This window comes from Corynebacterium sp. HMSC074E01, from assembly GCF_001808885.1.
Classification (GTDB): domain Bacteria; phylum Actinomycetota; class Actinomycetes; order Mycobacteriales; family Mycobacteriaceae; genus Corynebacterium.
The window spans coordinates 16991-34441 of sequence record NZ_KV794835.1; the positions used below are offsets into that span (position 1 = coordinate 16991).

14 protein-coding genes and 1 pseudogene are annotated in these 17451 nt (G+C 62.3%); 10 read left to right on the top strand and 5 right to left on the bottom strand.

Annotated features, from left to right (window positions below):
• The gene (gene clpX / locus HMPREF2537_RS03845) at nt 1-1296 is read left to right on the top strand and encodes an ATP-dependent Clp protease ATP-binding subunit ClpX (RefSeq protein WP_070525692.1); all 1296 of its coding nucleotides are present in this window, start codon (nt 1-3) and stop codon (nt 1294-1296) included.
• A gap of 261 nt (nt 1297-1557) precedes the next feature.
• Here the strand turns inward: clpX and HMPREF2537_RS03850 are convergent, their stop codons facing one another.
• Nucleotides 1558-2301: a TetR/AcrR family transcriptional regulator gene (locus tag HMPREF2537_RS03850; RefSeq protein ID WP_070525695.1), complete on the bottom strand. Its 744-nt coding sequence runs from the start codon at nt 2299-2301 to the stop codon at nt 1558-1560.
• Between the two features lie 175 nt (nt 2302-2476).
• Between HMPREF2537_RS03850 and HMPREF2537_RS03855 the strand changes: the two genes are divergently transcribed.
• Nucleotides 2477-3439 (top strand): malate dehydrogenase, encoded by a 963-nt coding sequence (locus tag HMPREF2537_RS03855; RefSeq protein WP_070525697.1) that lies wholly within the window; start codon nt 2477-2479, stop codon nt 3437-3439.
• Here HMPREF2537_RS03855 and panC read toward each other — a convergent pair.
• Nucleotides 3436-4257, bottom strand: a complete 822-nt coding sequence (gene panC / locus HMPREF2537_RS03860) for a pantoate--beta-alanine ligase (protein ID WP_070525701.1) — start codon at nt 4255-4257, stop codon at nt 3436-3438. The two genes, HMPREF2537_RS03855 and panC, sit on opposite strands and share 4 nt — an antisense overlap.
• A gap of 10 nt (nt 4258-4267) precedes the next feature.
• On the bottom strand, nt 4268-5089 hold the full coding sequence (gene panB / locus HMPREF2537_RS03865) for a 3-methyl-2-oxobutanoate hydroxymethyltransferase (protein ID WP_070525703.1): 822 nt from the start codon (nt 5087-5089) through the stop codon (nt 4268-4270).
• A gap of 57 nt (nt 5090-5146) precedes the next feature.
• Here panB and HMPREF2537_RS03870 point away from each other — a divergent pair, with 57 nt between their 5' ends.
• From HMPREF2537_RS03870 to ndk, 6 genes are read left to right on the top strand one after another with little or no spacing between them, the layout of a single operon-like run.
• Nucleotides 5147-7885 carry a valine--tRNA ligase gene (locus HMPREF2537_RS03870; protein WP_070525705.1) on the top strand — a complete coding sequence of 913 codons (2739 nt, stop codon included), beginning with the start codon at nt 5147-5149 and terminating at the stop codon, nt 7883-7885.
• On the top strand, nt 7885-9414 hold the full coding sequence (locus HMPREF2537_RS03875; RefSeq protein ID WP_070525707.1) for a bifunctional tetrahydrofolate synthase/dihydrofolate synthase: 1530 nt from the start codon (nt 7885-7887) through the stop codon (nt 9412-9414). The genes HMPREF2537_RS03870 and HMPREF2537_RS03875 overlap by 1 nt, the downstream gene beginning before the upstream one ends.
• Nucleotides 9411-9857 carry a DUF4233 domain-containing protein gene (locus HMPREF2537_RS03880; RefSeq protein ID WP_010190895.1) on the top strand — a complete coding sequence of 149 codons (447 nt, stop codon included), beginning with the start codon at nt 9411-9413 and terminating at the stop codon, nt 9855-9857. Before HMPREF2537_RS03875 ends, HMPREF2537_RS03880 begins: the two co-directional genes overlap by 4 nt.
• Before the next feature lie 48 nt (nt 9858-9905).
• Nucleotides 9906-10751, top strand: a complete 846-nt coding sequence (locus HMPREF2537_RS03885; protein WP_070525748.1) for an alpha/beta hydrolase — start codon at nt 9906-9908, stop codon at nt 10749-10751.
• Nucleotides 10752-10756: 5 nt separating this feature from the next.
• Nucleotides 10757-11068 carry a hypothetical protein gene (locus tag HMPREF2537_RS03890; protein ID WP_070525709.1) on the top strand — a complete coding sequence of 104 codons (312 nt, stop codon included), beginning with the start codon at nt 10757-10759 and terminating at the stop codon, nt 11066-11068.
• Between the two features lie 59 nt (nt 11069-11127).
• Nucleotides 11128-11538: a nucleoside-diphosphate kinase gene (ndk, locus tag HMPREF2537_RS03895; RefSeq protein ID WP_039676402.1), complete on the top strand. Its 411-nt coding sequence runs from the start codon at nt 11128-11130 to the stop codon at nt 11536-11538.
• A gap of 119 nt (nt 11539-11657) precedes the next feature.
• On the opposite strand, the gene HMPREF2537_RS03900 is transcribed toward ndk, so the two are convergent.
• The gene (locus HMPREF2537_RS03900) at nt 11658-12008 is read right to left on the bottom strand and encodes an ArsR/SmtB family transcription factor (RefSeq protein ID WP_046648980.1); all 351 of its coding nucleotides are present in this window, start codon (nt 12006-12008) and stop codon (nt 11658-11660) included.
• Nucleotides 12009-12121: 113 nt separating this feature from the next.
• Between HMPREF2537_RS03900 and arsB the strand changes: the two are divergent.
• Nucleotides 12122-13186 (top strand): annotated as a pseudogene (arsB, locus tag HMPREF2537_RS03905) (ACR3 family arsenite efflux transporter).
• Here the strand turns inward: arsB and HMPREF2537_RS03910 are convergent.
• Complete coding sequence (locus HMPREF2537_RS03910) at nt 13183-13986, bottom strand: hypothetical protein (protein ID WP_246818757.1); 804 nt, start codon at nt 13984-13986, stop codon at nt 13183-13185. The pseudogene arsB and the gene HMPREF2537_RS03910 overlap by 4 nt on opposite strands.
• Before the next feature lie 157 nt (nt 13987-14143).
• On the opposite strand from HMPREF2537_RS03910, the gene HMPREF2537_RS03915 reads away from it, so the two are divergent.
• The gene (locus tag HMPREF2537_RS03915; protein WP_070525713.1) at nt 14144-17347 is read left to right on the top strand and encodes a translation initiation factor IF-2 N-terminal domain-containing protein; all 3204 of its coding nucleotides are present in this window, start codon (nt 14144-14146) and stop codon (nt 17345-17347) included.
• Nucleotides 17348-17451 lie beyond the last annotated feature (104 nt).

The window sequence follows — 17451 nt, forward strand, 5'->3', positions numbered from 1 at the left end:
ATGGCACGTATGCAAGAAAGCGCTGACCTGCTCAAGTGTTCCTTCTGTGGAAAGAGTCAGAAGCAGGTGAAGAAGCTTATCGCCGGCGGCGGTGTCTACATCTGTGACGAGTGCATCGAGCTCTGCAATGAAATCATCGAGGAGGAGCTCGGCGCGGCTCAGGCCGAGGCGGACGAAGAGAAGGAAATGCGCCTTCCGCGCCCTTCGGAGATTTCGGCTTTTCTGGATAAGTACGTCATTGGCCAGGACCAGGCCAAGCGCGTGTTGTCGGTGGCTGTGTACAACCACTACAAGCGCATCAAGGCTGAGGAAGCCGCGGGCCTGGAGGGCCGTCGGAAGAAGTCGCAGGATGAAGAGGTGGAGATCTCTAAGTCCAACATCCTGATGCTGGGACCGACGGGCTCCGGAAAGACCTACCTGGCGCAGACCCTGGCGCGCCTGCTCGACGTCCCCTTCGCCATCGCGGATGCCACGAGCCTGACCGAGGCCGGTTATGTGGGCGAGGATGTGGAGAACATCCTGCTCAAACTGCTGCAGGCAGCGGACTTTGACGTGGAGCGTGCGCAGCACGGCATCATCTACGTCGATGAGGTGGACAAGATCTCCCGCAAGTCGGAGAACCCCTCGATTACCCGCGATGTGTCCGGTGAAGGCGTGCAGCAGGCCCTGCTGAAGATTCTTGAGGGAACCGTTGCAGCAATCCCTCCGCAGGGCGGGCGCAAGCACCCGAACCAGGAGTTCATCCAGCTGGATACCTCGAACATCCTCTTCATCGTGGCCGGTGCTTTCGCGGGCTTGGATAAGGTGATTTCGGAGCGCGTGGGCAAGAAGGGCGTGGGTTTCGGCGCCAAGCTGGAGACCAAAGACGAGAAGGAATCAGTCGACTTCTTCTCCCAGGTGCGCCCGGAAGACCTAGTGAAGTTCGGCCTCATCCCAGAATTCATCGGCCGCCTGCCGGTGGTTGCCACGGTGGATAACCTGGACCGCGAATCGCTGGTGAAGGTGCTCGTGGAGCCGAAGAACTCGCTGGTCAAGCAATACCAGCGCCTGTTCAGCATGGATGGTGCGGAGCTGCACTTCGAGGATGAGGCGCTGGAGGCAATCGCCGAGCTCGCGCTCGAGCGCAAGACCGGTGCCCGCGGCCTGCGTGCCATCATGGAGGAGCTGCTCGTGCCCATCATGTATGACCTCCCAGACCGCGAGGACATCGCCAGCGTCCACATCACGCAGGACTGCGTGACTGACGGCGGCGAGCCGGAGTTCGTGTACTCGGACGAGGCGAAGGAATCCGCCTAAACGGCATCTCTTAAAAGGCATCTTCAAGGCTGAAGATGCCTTTTGTGCTGTCTACATGGCGTTTTCAGGTCTAAAAACGCCTTCTGTCAGATGCCATCTGCCTGTTGGGGCAAAGGAACCAGATGAATGGGACCATTTAGCTGTGGAGTGAGATCGTGACCTGGGCTTTTGCTCAGGCCGGCGCGCAGATGGTTCCTTTGCTTTGGTTTCTTTGCTCGCGCGGTCCAGTCGCTTGGCTCGCGCGGTGCTGGTAAAAGGGTTCTATTCGTAGAGGCCCGCGGGCGCGCCGCCCTCGTCCTCAGTGGAGTAGACATCCAAGGGCGCGGACTCAGCATCGAGCTCGGTTTCGTTCTGGGTGAGGTAGGACTCGAAGCCGATGTCCGGGATGTTCGCCGTAAGGAAAGCCAGCACAGCATCGACCGCCATGCGGTGCAGCCCCTCAGTGTTGTTGTGGGTGTACATGTTGATGTCGAGCAGGTTGCTCATCATCGCGTGATTCGTCACCCGGTACATCGAGAGCGCAGAAATCAGCGTGAAAATATCGTTGGCGGAAATTCCCGGGCGGAACGCGCCGGAATCTTGGCCCAGCATGAGCAGCCTGTCGAGGTGGAGGGAGATCTCGGACACGTCGACAAGCGCCTGCGAGGACTCCAGCACACTGTGGGAGGATTCCATCGTTAGCATCCGGATGGCTTCGGGGTTATTCACATGTTGGCGGAACAACCAATCCACCAAGGTGCGCACGCCCTCGACTGGGACAGCAGAATTGATCTCGAGGCTGCCCTCTGGCGGGTTGAGGCGCCGCGCTGCCGCTGCCAAGGCTTGCTGGTAGAGCCCCTTCTTATCCCCGAAGTAGTAGTGGATCATGCGCTTGGACATCCCAGACAGCTTCGATACGGTCTCGAGCTTGGTTTCGGCATAACCATGCTCCGAAAACTCCGATATCGCAACATCGATCACGTGCTCAACAGAGCCGGAGTCGACCGATGAAGTCTCAGTGCTCATGGAAAGTCCCGTCTAGTCGATGGAAATGCGTACAGTTGTCCACTATGCCGAAAAAAGACGGCCGTGGAGCTCAAGTACAAAGAACTCGCATCTTTCGGGGGTAAAATCACACCCCACGGGGGCGAAAAACGGGACTAGGGTGGGGAGGTGAATACCCAGCCGAAAGGACTCGCACATGAATGCAACGCAACCCGTCAAGATCACCGTCACCGGCGCCGCCGGCAACATCGCCTACTCCTTGCTGTGGCGTATCGCTGCGGGCGATGTCTATGGCAAAGACACTCCGGTGGAACTCGCATTGCTGGAAATCCCAGCCGCCGTGGGAGCCGCTGAAGGCGTGGCCATGGAGCTCAATGACTCCGCGTTCCCCCTCCTGCGTGGCATTACCGTCACCGATGATCCTCAGGTGGCCTTCAAGGACACCAAGGCTGCTTTCCTCGTTGGCTCGCGCCCGCGCAGCAAAGGCATGGAGCGCGCCGACCTGCTGGAGGCCAACGGCGCCATTTTCACGGTCCAGGGCAAGGCGCTGAACGACGTCGCTGCGCGCGATGTCCGCGTCCTCGTCGTGGGTAACCCGGCCAACACCAATGCTTATATCGCTGCCAACAGCGCACCGGACCTGGACCCGAGCCAGTTCACCGCGCTCATGCGCCTGGACCACAACCGCACCCAGAGCCAAGTCTCCCTCAAGACGGGCGTGCCTACCGCGGAGCTGACCAAGGTTGCCGTGTGGGGCAATCACTCTGCCTCCCAGTTTCCGGACCTGACCTTCTCCAACGCCGAGGTTGATGAGACCTGGTACAAGGAAGAGATGATTCCGAAGGTGGCCAAGCGCGGCGCTGAGATCATCGCCGTGCGCGGTAAGTCTTCAGCTGCCTCCGCAGCCTCTGCCGCGGTGGATCACATGCACGATTGGATCCATGGCACCGAGGACTGGCGTACCGCAGCCGTCGTCTCCGATGGCTCCTATGGCGTGGACGAGGGCCTCGTCGCAGGTTTCCCCACCGTCGCCCGCGACGGCAAGTGGGAAATCGTGCAAGGCCTCGAGCTCAACGATTTCCAGAAGGAACGCATCGAGGCCTCGGTTCAAGAGCTGCGTGAGGAGCGCGAGGCCGTAGCCCACCTGCTCAAGGACTAAGACTCAAGCACTAAGTTATCGATGAGCCGCACTGGCCCCACCTGCGCTGCAACGAGCGCCAGGGCGGGCCGGTGTTGTGCATCAACGGGCTCGAGCGTGGCTGGATCCACCACGGTGAGGTAGTCCACCGTCACGCCGGGGGAGGAAGCAAGCTGGGCTTCAGCCTCCTTGAGGGATGCACCATCCCGCAGTGCGAAGAGCGCCTGGGACAGCGCCACGGCCTGCTCGCGCTCGGCAGGGCTCAAGCGAGCGTTGCGGCTGGACTCGGCCACGCCGTCCGCCGCGCGGACGATGGGCGCGCTGACGATGTCGAGTGGCAGGTCGAGGTCCGCCACCAAGCGCCGAATAATGGCTACCTGCTGGGCATCCTTCTGCCCGAAGTAGGCGCGGTCGGGGCGCACGAGAGTGAATAGCTTGCTCACCACAGTGGCCACGCCGTCGAAGTGACCGGGGCGCGAAGCGCCTTCCAAGACCGAGCCCATCTCACCCGTGCGCACCCACACCCGCGGGGTGCCACCCGGGTACATCTCCTCCACGGTGGGAGCGAAAACCGCATCCACGCCTAGAGAATCGAGCAGTGCTGCATCCGCGTCGAGGTCGCGCGGGTAGGCGCGGTAGTCCTCGCAATCGCCGAGGTCGGTGAATTGGAGGGGATTGACAAAGACCGAGCACACCACGGTGTCATTCTCCTCGCGGGCGCGGCGAACGAGGGAAGCGTGGCCTTCGTGAAGCGCGCCCATCGTGGGCACCAATCCCACGGTGCCGGATGCGGCCGCGCGGAAGGCGTGGAGTTCAGATTTAGTTGTAAGGATCTGCATGGCCCAAACTTTAGTCCTCGAAGGATTCCTCGGCGTTGGGGAAGGAGCGCTCGCCCACATCGGCCACGTAATTCTTCGCACCCTTCAGCAGCGCGCCGCGCAGGTTTGCGTAGCGGCGCACGAAGCGCGGCGCCTTGGGTCCGCCCAGCCCGAAGGCATCGGTCCACACGAGGATCTGGCCGTCGGTCTGTGCGCCGGCGCCAATACCGATGGTGGGGATGGGCAGTTCCTTGGTCACCTCCTCAGCCAACGCAGCTGGGACCATCTCCAGTACCACGGCGAAGGCGCCGGCGTCGGCAAGCGCGCGGGCGTCCGTGTGCAGCTTCTCCGCACCGGCACCGCGGCCCTGGACCACGAAGCCGCCCAAGGCGTGAACCTGTTGGGGCGTGAATCCGATGTGGGCGCAGACGGGGATGCCGGCGGCGACAAGCGCGGCAACAATCGGTGCGCGCTCGGCACCGCCCTCGAGCTTCACGGCCTGCGCGCCGGTTTCCTTCATGACGCGCACGGCAGACTCCAGTGCCTGGGCGGGGCCGGCCTCATAGGAACCGAAGGGCAAGTCCACCACCACGAAGGCGCGGGAGGTAGCTGAAACCACGGCGCGGGCCAGCGGAATCATTTCATCGAGGGTAAGCGAGAGCGTGGTTTCGCGGCCCAGGACCACATTGGCCAGGGAATCGCCGACGAGCAGGAGATCCACCCCGGCTTCATCGAAGATTTCGGCGGTCATGCAGTCATAGCTCGTCAGGCACGCAAAGGCCTGAGAGTTCTCTTTGGCTTGAGCAAAGAAGCGGGTGCGGAGACGGGCGCGGTGGCCAGGATTGTGAGACATGCTCTTACTCTAGACAGGGCGCTAGTGCCAGTTGACGTACAGGGTAGAGTTGGCCAGGTGACTGATCAGAATAAAGAGCAACTCGTTGGCACCAACCGCGCGGACCAGCTTCCCAAGTCCTGGGAGCCGCAGGCAGTAGAGAAAGACCTCTACGAAGGCTGGGTAAACGCCGGTTACTTCACCCCGGACGCGTCCTCGGAGGCCGAGCCCTATTCCATCGTGCTGCCGCCGCCGAACGTCACCGGCCAGCTGCACATGGGCCACGCGTTGGACCACACTCTGATCGATTCCATCATTCGCCGTAAGCGCATGCAGGGCTATGCCACCCTGTGGCTGCCGGGCGCTGACCACGCCGGTATCGCTACCCAGACCAAGGTGGAGGCCCGCCTGCGTGAGCAGGAGGGCAAGAAGCGCTGGGATTATGAGCGCGAAGAATTCATCAACAAGGTCTGGGAATGGAAGGAAGAGTTCGGCGGCACCATCCAAAACCAGATGCGTGCCATCGGTGACTCGGTGGATTGGTCCCGTGAGCGCTTCACGCTGGATGATGGCCTCTCCCGCGCCGTCCAGACCATCTTCAAGACCCTCTACGACGAGGGCATGATCTACCAGGCCAACCGCCTGGTCAACTGGTCCCCGGTGCTGGAGACCGCCGTCTCCGATATCGAGGTGGTGTACAAGGACGTCGAGGGCGAGCTTGTCTCCATTCGCTATGGCTCGCTGAACGACGATGAACCGCACCTCATCGTGGCCACCACCCGTGTGGAGACGATGCTGGGCGATGTCGCCATTGCCGTCCACCCCGAGGACGAGCGCTACGCCCACCTGGTGGGCCAGGAGCTGCCACACCCCTTCCGCGATGACCTGAGCCTGAAGATCATTGCCGATGACTACGTGGACATGGAATTCGGTACTGGTGCAGTGAAGATCACGCCGGCACACGATCCGAATGACTATGCCATGGGCCTGCGCCATGACCTGGACATGCCCACCATCATGGACACCACCGGACACATCGCGAATACCGGCACGAAGTTTGACGGCCTGACCCGCGAAGAGGCCCGCGTAGAGATCCGTGAGGCGCTGCGCGAACAGGGCCGCATTGTCAAGGAGATCCGCCCCTACGTCCACTCCGTGGGCCACTCGGAGCGCTCCGGCGAGCCGATTGAGCCGCGCCTGAGCCTGCAGTGGTTTGTGGCCGTGGAGAAGATGGCGAAGATGTCCGGCGACGCCGTCCGCGAGGGCGATACCACCATCCACCCGAAGTCCCTGGAGCCGCGCTACTTCGAGTGGGTCGATGACATGCACGATTGGTGCATCTCCCGCCAGCTGTGGTGGGGTCACCGCATCCCCATTTGGTACGGGCCAGAGGGCGAGGACGGCCAGCGCGACATCATCTGCCTTGGTCCCGACGAGGAAGCGCCGGAAGGCTACGTCCAGGACCCGGACGTTCTGGACACCTGGTTCTCCTCTGCGCTGTGGCCTTTCTCCACGATGGGCTGGCCGGAAAAGACCGCCGATCTGGAGAAGTTCTTCCCCACGAACGTGCTGGTTACCGCCTATGACATCCTCTTCTTCTGGGTCGCACGCATGATGATGTTCGGCACCTTTGCCGGCGCGCACACCCCGGAGCTGCTCGGCGAAGGCAAGGATGGCCGCCCGCAGGTGCCGTTCACGGATATTTACCTCCATGGTCTCGTGCGCGATGAGCAGGGCCGCAAGATGTCGAAGTCCCTGGGCAACGGCATCGACCCGATGGATTGGGTGCGCGACTATGGTGCGGACGCGCTGCGTTTCACCCTGGCCCGCGGTGCCAACCCGGGCGTGGACCTGCCGCTGGCAGTCGACGCTGCCGCCGCCGGACGTAACTTCGCCACCAAGCTCTTTAACGCCACCAAGTTCGCGCTCATGAACGGCGCGGGCGTGGCGGAGCTGCCGGCACGCGACGCGCTGACCGACGCCGACCGCTGGATCCTCGACCGCTCCGAGGAGGTCCGCGCCAAGGTCGACGCCTACCTGGATGACTACCAGTTCGCCAAGGCCAATGAGCTGCTCTACCACTTCGTGTGGGATGAGCTGTGTGACTGGTACCTGGAGATTGCCAAGACCCAGATCCCGCGCGACTTCGATGCGGCGAGCGCCGAGGAGCAGGCCACCGGACGCACGACCCAGATCGTTTTGGGCCGCGTTCTTGACCTGGTTCTGCGCTTGCTGCACCCGACCATGCCTTTCGTCACCGAGGTCCTGTGGAAGGCTCTGACTGGCGGGGAGACCATCGTCACCGCGCAGTGGCCTACCCAGGAGCACACCAACGGTGGCGCGGAGAAGGATGAGGTGGCTGCCCGCCGCATTCAGGATGCCGACAAGCTCATCACCGAGCTGCGCCGCTTCCGCTCCGATCAGGGCGTCAAGCCTTCCCAGAAGGTCCCGGGCCGCCTCGACTTCGCCGCGGCTGACCTGCAGGAGCAGGAGGGACTCATCCGCAACCTGGCCAATACCACGGAGCCGGGCGAGGACTTCACCGCGTCTGCTTCCATCGAGGTGCGTCTGTCCCAGGCCACCGTTGAGGTCACCTTGGATACCTCCGGTGCCGTCGACGTCGTCGCTGAGCGCAAGCGCTTGGAGAAGGATCTGGCCAAGGCCCAGAAGGAGCTGGACCAGACCGGCAAGAAGCTGGGCAACGAGGCCTTCCTGTCCAAAGCACCGGAGGCAGTTGTGGAGAAGATCCGCGTTCGCCAGCAGGTGGCTAAGGAAGAAGTCGAGCGCATCACCGCACGTCTGGAGGGCCTCAAGTAGTGGCGGAGGAGAAAGACCGCGAGGAATTCGAGGTCGTCGATGCCCTCGCGGAGGGCACCGATGGCGGGCCGGTCGAAATCACCGATTCTGGCCTAACCCTCAACCTCGGCGGCGAGGATGACTACGAGGAGGCAGCGCCTGAGCAGGCCACGCCAGAGGAGCTAGCGGAGCTGGCTCAGGTGACGGCGGAGCTTAACGCCCGCGCCCCCGAAACCATCATTGAGCCCAGCCTCGAGCGCATCGAGATGCTCATGGATCTCCTGGGTAATCCGGAGCGTTCCTTCCACGTCATCCAGGTCGCCGGCACCAACGGCAAGTCCTCGACCGCGCGCATGATCGATTCGCTGCTGCGCTCCTTCCATCGGCGGGTAGGCCTCGTCACCAGCCCCCACCTGCAGCTGGTGACCGAGCGCATTGGCATCGACGGCCACCCCATCCACCCGCGCGACTTCGTGCGCATTTGGCGCGAAATCAAGCCTTATGTGGAAATGGTGGATTCCCGCTCCGACATCCCCATGTCCACCTTCGAGGTGCTGGTCGGTATTTCCTACGCAGCCTTCGCCGATGCCCCCATCGACGTCGCCGTCGTCGAGGTCGGCCTCGGCGGCACGTGGGATGCCACCAACGTGGTCAACGCAGAGGTGGCCGTGGTCATGCCGGTGGGCCTCGACCACACGGATTACCTCGGTGACACCATCACGGAGATTGCCGGTGAAAAGGCCGGGATCATCAAGGCCCGCGAACACGATGCCGATGATGTGCTTACGCCCGGGGAGAACATCGCCATTGTGGCCGAGCAAGACCCCGAGGCAATGCGGGTTATCCTGCAGCGCACCGTGGACGTCGGTGCGGGCGTGGCCCGCGCCGGTTCTGAGTTCGCCGCGCTGGAATCCCGCATTGCCGTCGGCGGCCAGCAGCTCACCATCCAGGGCCTGGGTGGGATGTACGAAGACATCTTCCTGCCGCTGCACGGCGAGCACCAAGCCAAGAACGCGGCCGTCGCTTTGGCTGCGGTGGAGGCTTTCTTCGGGGCGTCGGCAGGCAATCAGCTCGACATCGCCTCCGTGCGCACCGGCTTTGCCAAGGCCGTTTCACCCGGCCGTTTGGAGCGCGTGCGCACCAGCCCCACGACCTTCCTGGATGCTTGCCACAACCCGCACGGGGCCAAGGCCCTGGCCGCAGCGCTCGACCGCGATTTCGATTTCGCGCGCCTCATCGGCGTGGTGTCCATCTTCACGGACAAGGACGCCGCCGGCATCCTCACTGCCCTCGAGTCGGTCCTCACGGAAGTCGTGATCACGCAGAACACCTCCCCGCGTGCCCGCGATGCCTATGAGCTGGCGGAGCTCGCCCGCGACATCTTCGGCGAAGAGCGCGTGTACGTCGAGCCCGACCTCCCCAGTGCCTATACTCAGGCCGTTGAATTGGCGGAGGATGCCGACGTGCAGTCTGGGTCTGGCATCGTGATTACTGGCTCGGTGGTCACAGCCGGTGACGCCCGCGCACTCTTTGGAAAGGAACCCGCATGAGCCCCCGCAAACCCGTCCCTGAGGAAGAGATTGGCCCGCTTGGCTTGGGCGAGGCACCAGCCAAGGATCCGCTCAAGCAATTCGGCGGCATGGTGGTGGCCAGCTCCCTCACACTGGAACTCATCACCTTTGTCTTGGCGCTGCCGATGCTGTACAAGCTCTATGACGGCACCCTGTGGACCCCGTTCAACTATGGCGTGGTGATCGGTTTTATGGTGCTGCTCCTGGCGTCCTTCCCCTTCATGAATAAGCCGTGGATCGTTGGAGTGCAGATTGTCCTCCACGTCATCGGTATCGTTCTCGGCTTTATGGTCCACTGGTCCGTGGCGACCATCTTCATCATCTTCGCCCTGCTCTGGGCACTCGCGGCCTATATGCGCTCGGTGATCGTCGCCCGCATGGAGCGCGGCTACCTCACCACGCAGCACCTGACTGAGAAGTAGGTCGCTGCGGTGTATATCCGGCCCGAGCTGCGCGCGGGAGCGGTATTCATGTCTTTGTGGGATCCGACCAACCCGCTGATCCGCCGCGCCGGGCGCATCATGCCAGCGCTGTGGCCCGCGCCCTTAATCCAGGGCGTGCGCACGCGGCGGGTGAAGAACGCCGAAATCCACGCGACTATCTATAGCCCGGAGAAACCGCGCGGCGCTGTGTTGTGGATCCACGGTGGCGGGCTGCTCATGGGGCATCCGCGCCAGGACGTCAAACACCTCAAGGAGACGGCCGCGGAGGTTGGAGTCGCCGTTGTCGCGCCACGCTACCGCTTCGCCCCGGAGAACCCTTATCCGGCCGCGCTTGACGACGTCCACTCGGCCCACCACTGGCTCCTCACGCATGCGGAAGAGCTGGGAATCAGCCAGGATCGGATTGTTATCGGCGGGCAGAGCGCCGGGGGAGGGCTCGCCGCGGCACTGTGCCAACGCCTCCACGATGAAGGCGGGGTTCAACCAGCAGGGCAGTGGTTGTTCTGCCCGATGCTCGATGACCGCACAGCCTCCACCGACCGCAACCCCATCTGGGACGCGGACTCCAACGCACAGGCTTGGCGCTACTACGTCAACGGCAACCCGGACGCCCCCTATGCCGTGCCCGGCCGCCGCGCGGATCTGTCTGGCCTACCGCCGGCGTGGCTGTACGCGGGCAGCAGCGAGCTTTTCTACGGCGAAATCGTGGATTACGCCGAGCGCCTGAAAGCTGCTGGCGTGCCTACACAGTGCGAGGTCATCGACGGCGGGGTGCATGCCTTCGAGCTGTGGGCTCCCCATACTGCGGCGGCAAAGCGCCTGCTCATGAGCTCTCGTGTCTGGCTGCAGTCGATTCTCAACGCGCTAGACTAACGGGCATGCTCTTTCTGCTCTACGGTCTTTCCGCACTGCTGTGCATCGCCGCACTCGTGGCCAAACTGTACTTTGGTGGCTTCGCGTTTCCGCTCGCATTGCTGATTCCGGCTTTCGTCTTCCTTGTTGTTGGCATGCTCAAGCAGCAGCGCGATGAGCGGCCGGTGGAGTTTGCGGATCTGGAAGAGTGGCATCGCGAGGAGCTGAAAAGCCTGCTAGACAGCGGCCAGTACGGCACGGCGGTGCGCCAAGTGCAGTTGTGGTTTCGTGGCACGAGCCATGAGCGCGCGGAGGAAATCGTGCAACATCTCACGTAGCGCTTAATTATTGGCCCACTGTCGGGACGAGGGAGCACCTGTTCTGTACTATGTGCCCTATGACTGAACGTACACTCATTCTCATCAAGCCGGATGGCGTCAAGAACGGCCACGTGGGCGAGATCATCTCCCGCATCGAGCGCAAGGGCCTGAAGCTCGTCGCCATGGATCTGCGCGTCGCCGACGAGGAGACCGCCAAGAAGCACTACGCCGAGCACGAGGACAAGCCTTTCTTCGGCGAGCTCGTTGACTTCATCACCTCTGCGCCGCTGGTTGCTGGCATCGTCGAGGGCGAGTCCGCTATTGCCGCATGGCGTCAGCTGGCCGGTGGCACCCACCCGGTTGAGAAGGCCACCCCGGGCACCATCCGCGGTGACTTCGCTCTGACCGTTGGCGAGAACGTTGTCCACGGTTCCGACTCCCCGGAGTCCGCTGAGCGCGAGATCTCCATCTGGTTCCCGAACCTCTAAGAAGTTCATCGCACCTAGCGCGCAATAAGGCCCGAGCATAGCGCTCGGGCCTTTGTTATTTCTGCCCCTTACCCCGAACCCGTCCTGTGTGCTCGAGCGCAGATCCGATCAGGTACCGGTTAGTCGAACGACAGCAGCGTGCGCAAGGCCGCAAAAGCGTCTTTGTGCACCTGATGGGTGACGGTGCGGCCGCATTGCTGTCTGGATAGCAAGCCGGCTTCCCGCAGGCGCGCTAGGTGGTGCGAGACCGTGGGCTGACTCAGCGCAGTGAGCTCGGTGAGTTCCGTGACACTCATGGGCCCACAGCCTTCATCACACAGGATGGACAAAAGACGCAGGCGGGCAGGGTCTGCCAGCACTTTGAATTGCTGCGAAAAATGCCTCGCCTCGGCGTCGCTGAGCGGGCCTGTGCTTAAGGAGCAACACTCAGTGCTGGGCGCGCTGGTTTCGGGCGTGGAAGAGGAAGCCATGCGATCAGTATAGGGGTTATCCTTGCACCCTACGTTATATTGACGTGTATCAATACGTGCTGTACATTGCATGTTCGTATCGTGCTCTGTTCAACCTTGAAGGAGGGAGAGGCATGGCCGTGTCGCAGCGCCCGACGTTGTCTTTTCTTGATCGATTTTTACCCATGTGGATCATTCTGGCGATGGCTGCCGGACTGCTCATTGGCCACTTCATTCCCGGGATTGGCCAAGCCTTGGGCGCCGTTGAAATCGGCGGGATTTCCATTCCGATCGCCATTGGTCTCCTCGTCATGATGTACCCACCCTTGGCCAAGGTTCGCTACGAGAAGACCAAGGAAATTGCCACGGATGGCCGCCTCATGGCGGTATCGCTCGTCCTCAACTGGCTGGTGGGGCCGGCGTTTATGTTTACCCTGGCGTGGCTGTTCTTGGCGGACCAGCCGGAGCTGCGCACCGGCCTCATCATCGTGGGCCTTGCTCGCTGTATCGCCATGGTGCTTGTGTGGTCGGACCTCTCATGCGCTGACCGCGAGGCAACGGCTGTGCTTGTCGCCCTGAACTCCATCTTCCAGGTCGCTATGTTTGGTGTTCTGGGCTGGTTCTACCTGCGCGTCCTCCCCGGATGGCTGGGACTGGACACGACGAGCGCTGACTTTTCCTTCTGGGCCATCGTCAAGGCCGTACTCGTCTTCTTGGGCATACCGTTCCTGTTGGGTGCGCTGTCTCGCGTGTGGGGCGAAAAGGTAAAAGGACGGGAATGGTTTTAGAACCGCTTCCTCCCAGCCGTATCGCCCCTGGCCATGATTGGTCTGCTGTACACAATTGTGTTGCTCTTTTCCCTGCAGGGCGAGCACATTGTGGAGCAGCCAGCAACGGTAGTGCGCGTGGCCGTGCCGCTGGTTATCTACTTCGTGGGCATGTTTGTGCTGTCGCTGGGCGTAGCAAAGGCCGTTGGCATGAATTACGCGCAGTCTGCCAGCGTGGCGTTCACTGCAGCAGGAAATAACTTTGAGCTTGCTATTGCGGTATCCATCGGCACCTTCGGAGCGATGTCTGCTCAAGCCCTTGCCGGAACGATTGGTCCCCTTGTTGAGATCCCAGTCCTCGTTGGTTTGGTCTATTTCATGCTGTGGATTGGTCCGAAACTCTTCCCAGGAGATGACACTCTTCCGCGCTAGCGCGTGCGTGCAGCGTCCATGCTGCGCACGCCGGATTCGGTCAGAGTGATGTTAAAGGTCCGCTCACCACTCCACTTGATGAAACCAGGCAGCTTCACCACGCCGGCTGCTTCGAGTTCACGGAGTTCTTCTTCGAGCCCCTCCTCGTAGCCGATCAGCCGCCCCAGCTCAGAGATGGAGGTGGTATTGCCAGTGACTGCGCCGGCGGCGACCAGCCCGCTGAGGACTTCCGGGTGAGTTTCTACCGCGGCGATGCTCGCTTGAGTGACGCCTTCGAGGCTTCCTTGTTCGGTGATCGCCTTGATGCGGCGCCTGCCCACTCGGTAGGAGGTTGTGCCGAACGCACGGCCGCCGAAGATGAACGCGGGGATGGAGAAGGCAGTAAGTCCAGCGGCGATAAGGATGGGGTTGGGTGAGATATCGCCGATAATCCCGGTGGACTTAATTCCCTCAGTGATGAGAGGGGAGAAGATAGCAAGCACCGGTAGAAAGTAGGCGAGAAGAGGGTAATCGCCCGCCCGGTACTCTTCTTGCGCAGCTTGGACGAACTTTGGCTCGCTGCGAATGATGCGGAAGGCTCCGTAGAGCATCACCATGATGAGCACCCCGTAGACCGGAACCGCGTAGGGATAAGGGAAGTCAACGACGCGAAGGCCGGAGGCGATGCCCGCGGGCACGGCCACGGTGACAATATCCTGTAGCGCAATCTCGTTCCGGGCGCGCGCCTGGGCCACAGTACGTGGTGCCGGTTCAGGCAATTTCCGCTCTGCCGGTGTGTTTGTGGGCGCGCTATCGGGCATAGCGGCGATACTAACATGTGAGCCTCGTTCGAGCTCTGTGCCAGAATGGAAGGCGCTGACAACTTAATAAAGACGAAGAGAATTTTTTCAAAGACTCACTACCGTGTGGCGGCAACCTGCGCCCGGGGTGAGCACAACCTCAGGAGATTAGCCACTGATGGCATCCAAGAAGAAAACAGAAGAAGTACGCACTGAATCGACGCTGGCCGCAGCTGTAGCGGGGATTGACCGCGAGGCGCTCGCACCCAAGACCCGCCTTTATGCTTTGGCAAAGCAGCTGGGTGTGGCCTCCAAGGAGTTGGTGGCTCAGTTTGCGGAGATGGGAATCAAGAAGTCCGCGCAGTCTTCGCTGACACCGCAAGAGGTGGGCCAGCTTATCGACGCCCTCGCGCCCGCCACCGAAGCCCCCGAGCAGGCCGCAGCCGAGGACGCCGACCAGTCGGCAGCTCAGGTCGACGATGCTGACCAGCCGGAGGTTCCGGCAGAGGACAAGCCAGAGAAGACCGTCAAGAAGAAGCGGACCAAGCGTGCGGTCAAGCGCGTGAGCAAGGCAGGCAAGAAGGCTGAGTCGAAGGAGCAGGCAGAGGAACCTGCACCGGAAGAGTCTGCGGCGCAACCGGATGGCGCGGGGGAGTCCCGGGAAGTCACGCCGGTACAGACTGCGGAGCCGGAGCAGCTGAGCGAGGAAGAAGAGAAGCTGCGCGAGCGCGTTCGTAAGAACGTTGATAACGAGATTTCGCAGATCGTCGACAAGGTCGATGCAGAAATGCTGCACGAGGCGCTCGCTGAGGCCGGCGAAAGCGACGAGGAAGATGACCTCACCCCGCTGATTACCCCGATGGCGGAGGAAGACCCGGACGTGTACGACTTTGCGCCAGTCTTCATGGCGCCGAAGATCACGCCGCCAGCCAAGCGCCAGAAGCCGGAAGTACGCGAGGAAGAGACCGAAGAGGATGCAGCGCCGCTAAGCCAGCCGCGCGGTCGCCGGCGTGGCAGCCGCGGCACCTCCCGTGGCCGCGGGGCAGAAGGCCGTGGGCCCGCCCGTGAGGAAGTCGAGCACATCGAAGAGCCGAAGGCGATTAAGGGCTCGACCCGTATCGAGGCACAGCGCCGTCGCCGCGCGGAGTTGCGGGAGAAGGGACGGGAGCGCCAGCACATTGTCTCCCAAGCGGAGTTCTTGGCGCGCCGCGAATCGGTCGAGCGCACCATGGTGGTGCGCGATAAGCAGCGCACCGACGGCGCGGGCATCATCACGCAGGTTGGTGTGTTGGAGGATGACCTTTTGGTCGAGCACTTCGTCACGACCGAAACGCACCCTTCCCAGATAGGCAATATCTACTTGGGCCGTGTGCAGAATGTCTTGCCTTCGATGGAGGCGGCCTTCGTCGATATTGGACAGGGCCGAAACGGCGTGCTGTACGCGGGCGACATCGACTGGCGCGCCTTGGGGATTGGCGGGCGCAGCCGCAAGGTAGAAAACGCCTTGAAGTCTGGTGATCAGGTTCTCGTCCAGGTGGCCAAGGACCCCATCGGTCATAAGGGCGCGCGTTTGACCACCCAGATTTCCCTGGCCGGTCGCTTCCTGGTGTACGTGCCCGGCGGGCGCAGCGCGGGAATCTCCCGCAAGCTGCCGGCACCGGAGCGCAAGCGCCTCAAGGGAATCCTGGAGCGCGTCATCCCAGGAGATGGCGGCGCCATCATCCGCACGGCCGCGGAAAACGTGTCGGAGGAGGACATTGCCTCCGACGTCAACCGCCTGCACTCCCTGTGGGAGGACATCAGCGCCCGCGCCGCGCATGAAAAGGCAACGAAGGGCGCCAAGCCGGTCACCCTGTATGAAGAGCCGGATTTGCTCATCAAGGTGGTGCGCGACCTCTTTAATGAGGACTTCAGTACCTTGGTGGTGGATGGTAAGCGTTCCTACAACACGGTCAGCGCCTACGTGGATTCCATGGCGCATGACTTGGCCGACCGCGTGGTGCGCTATGACGCGCGCGAGCACGATGGTGAGGATGCCTTCAGCTCCTACCGCATCGATGAGCAGCTGCAGAAGGCTCTCGGCCGCAAGGTCTGGTTGCCGTCGGGCGGCACGCTCGTTATTGACCGTACGGAGGCTATGACGGTCATCGACGTCAATACCGGCAAGTTCACCGGCTCCGGTGGCAACCTCGAGGAGACGGTGACGCGCAATAACCTCGAAGCAGCCGAGGAGATCGTGCGTCAGATGCGCCTGCGCGATATCGGTGGCATGATCGTCGTGGACTTCATCGATATGGTCCTGCCGGAGAACCAAGACTTGGTGCTGCGCCGCCTCAAGGAAGCATTGGGGCGTGACCGGACTCGCCACCAGGTTTCCGAGGTGACCTCACTGGGCTTGGTGCAGATGACGCGCAAGCGCGTGGGCACCGGCCTCATCGAGACTTTCTCCACCGAGTGCGAGGCCTGCCACGGCCGAGGAATCATCATCCACGACTACCCGGTTGATGAGGACACCGAGGAAGAGAACTCGAAGCCGCAGCGCCATGCTCGGAAGGAACGCCGCGCACCGCAGCGGGATCCAAAGAAACACCCGGCAGCCGTCCGCATGCACCGCCATGACGAGGACACACCGTCTGAGCACGAGGTTTCCCAGGCTGATAACGAAGAAGCGGCGCGTGACGAGGAATCCTCACTGGAAGAGCTCGTGGCCAGCGTGGTCGTTGTCGATGAAGATGACACGGATACGCCGGATAGCGCGTCCATTGGTTATGCCGTAGCGGAAAGTCTGGAAGCACAGCGTTCGAGGCCGAAGTCAAAGCAGAAGCGCTCGCGCAAGCCGCGCCGGGCAACGCGTACCTTCCAGGAACCGCAGCGCGAGGAAATAAGCGAAGACCCACGCGCACAGCAGGAGAAGCAGGATAGGAACGCTAACAACGCTGAAGCGGAAAAATCCTCCGCGCAGCGCTCGGAGCAGACCTACGAGGAGGCCGTATCGGCCTTCGAGAACTCACCGCGTCGCAAGCGCCGCACACGCGGAAACTCCCGCTCGGATATTCGCCCGAAGCGCGAAGACTTCGCACAGGAGGAGGCTCCGGCTAAGGACGCCCAGCTGGCTACCTCTAAGAAGGAGGGCAAGGCTGAGCGAAAGAACGCGGACTCCGGTGTAAGCACAAACGCGCGTACTTCCCGCGGACGGGGCCGCCGCCGAGTGGTGCGCAAGATGGCGCAGAGCCACTCCGCCCAAACTCCGAATGAACGTGGCACGCACGTGGAGCGCAGCACCGAGGCGAAGGAGCGCGAGGGCGCCGCACGGACCGGCGCGCCGACGACACGTAGGGGTGGGCGCGGGAGGCGTCGTGTGACACGGCGCAGGTCGCGCTAGAAAAGGCGTTTTGCCTTTTCGCCCCCTCACGGGGTAGTCTTTGACAGTCGCTGTTTAGACCATGAATGCGCTGGATGGGACGAACGCGGTTTTCGCGCGTCTCT

Bases quoted from the DNA above. Each gene is read 5' to 3' on its own strand.
- HMPREF2537_RS03910 (WP_246818757.1), bottom strand. From the start codon at position 13,986: ATGCCCGATAGCGCGCCCACAAACACACCGGCAGAGCGGAAATTGCCT.
- clpX (WP_070525692.1), top strand. From the start codon at position 1: ATGGCACGTATGCAAGAAAGCGCTGACCTGCTCAAGTGTTCCTTCTGT.
- HMPREF2537_RS03900 (WP_046648980.1), bottom strand. From the start codon at position 12,008: ATGGCTTCCTCTTCCACGCCCGAAACCAGCGCGCCCAGCACTGAGTGT.
- HMPREF2537_RS03885 (WP_070525748.1), top strand. From the start codon at position 9,906: ATGTCTTTGTGGGATCCGACCAACCCGCTGATCCGCCGCGCCGGGCGC.
- HMPREF2537_RS03880 (WP_010190895.1), top strand. From the start codon at position 9,411: ATGAGCCCCCGCAAACCCGTCCCTGAGGAAGAGATTGGCCCGCTTGGC.
- panB (WP_070525703.1), bottom strand. From the start codon at position 5,089: ATGTCTCACAATCCTGGCCACCGCGCCCGTCTCCGCACCCGCTTCTTT.
- HMPREF2537_RS03850 (WP_070525695.1), bottom strand. From the start codon at position 2,301: ATGAGCACTGAGACTTCATCGGTCGACTCCGGCTCTGTTGAGCACGTG.
- panC (WP_070525701.1), bottom strand. From the start codon at position 4,257: ATGCAGATCCTTACAACTAAATCTGAACTCCACGCCTTCCGCGCGGCC.
- ndk (WP_039676402.1), top strand. From the start codon at position 11,128: ATGACTGAACGTACACTCATTCTCATCAAGCCGGATGGCGTCAAGAAC.
- HMPREF2537_RS03890 (WP_070525709.1), top strand. From the start codon at position 10,757: ATGCTCTTTCTGCTCTACGGTCTTTCCGCACTGCTGTGCATCGCCGCA.
- HMPREF2537_RS03855 (WP_070525697.1), top strand. From the start codon at position 2,477: ATGAATGCAACGCAACCCGTCAAGATCACCGTCACCGGCGCCGCCGGC.
- HMPREF2537_RS03915 (WP_070525713.1), top strand. From the start codon at position 14,144: ATGGCATCCAAGAAGAAAACAGAAGAAGTACGCACTGAATCGACGCTG.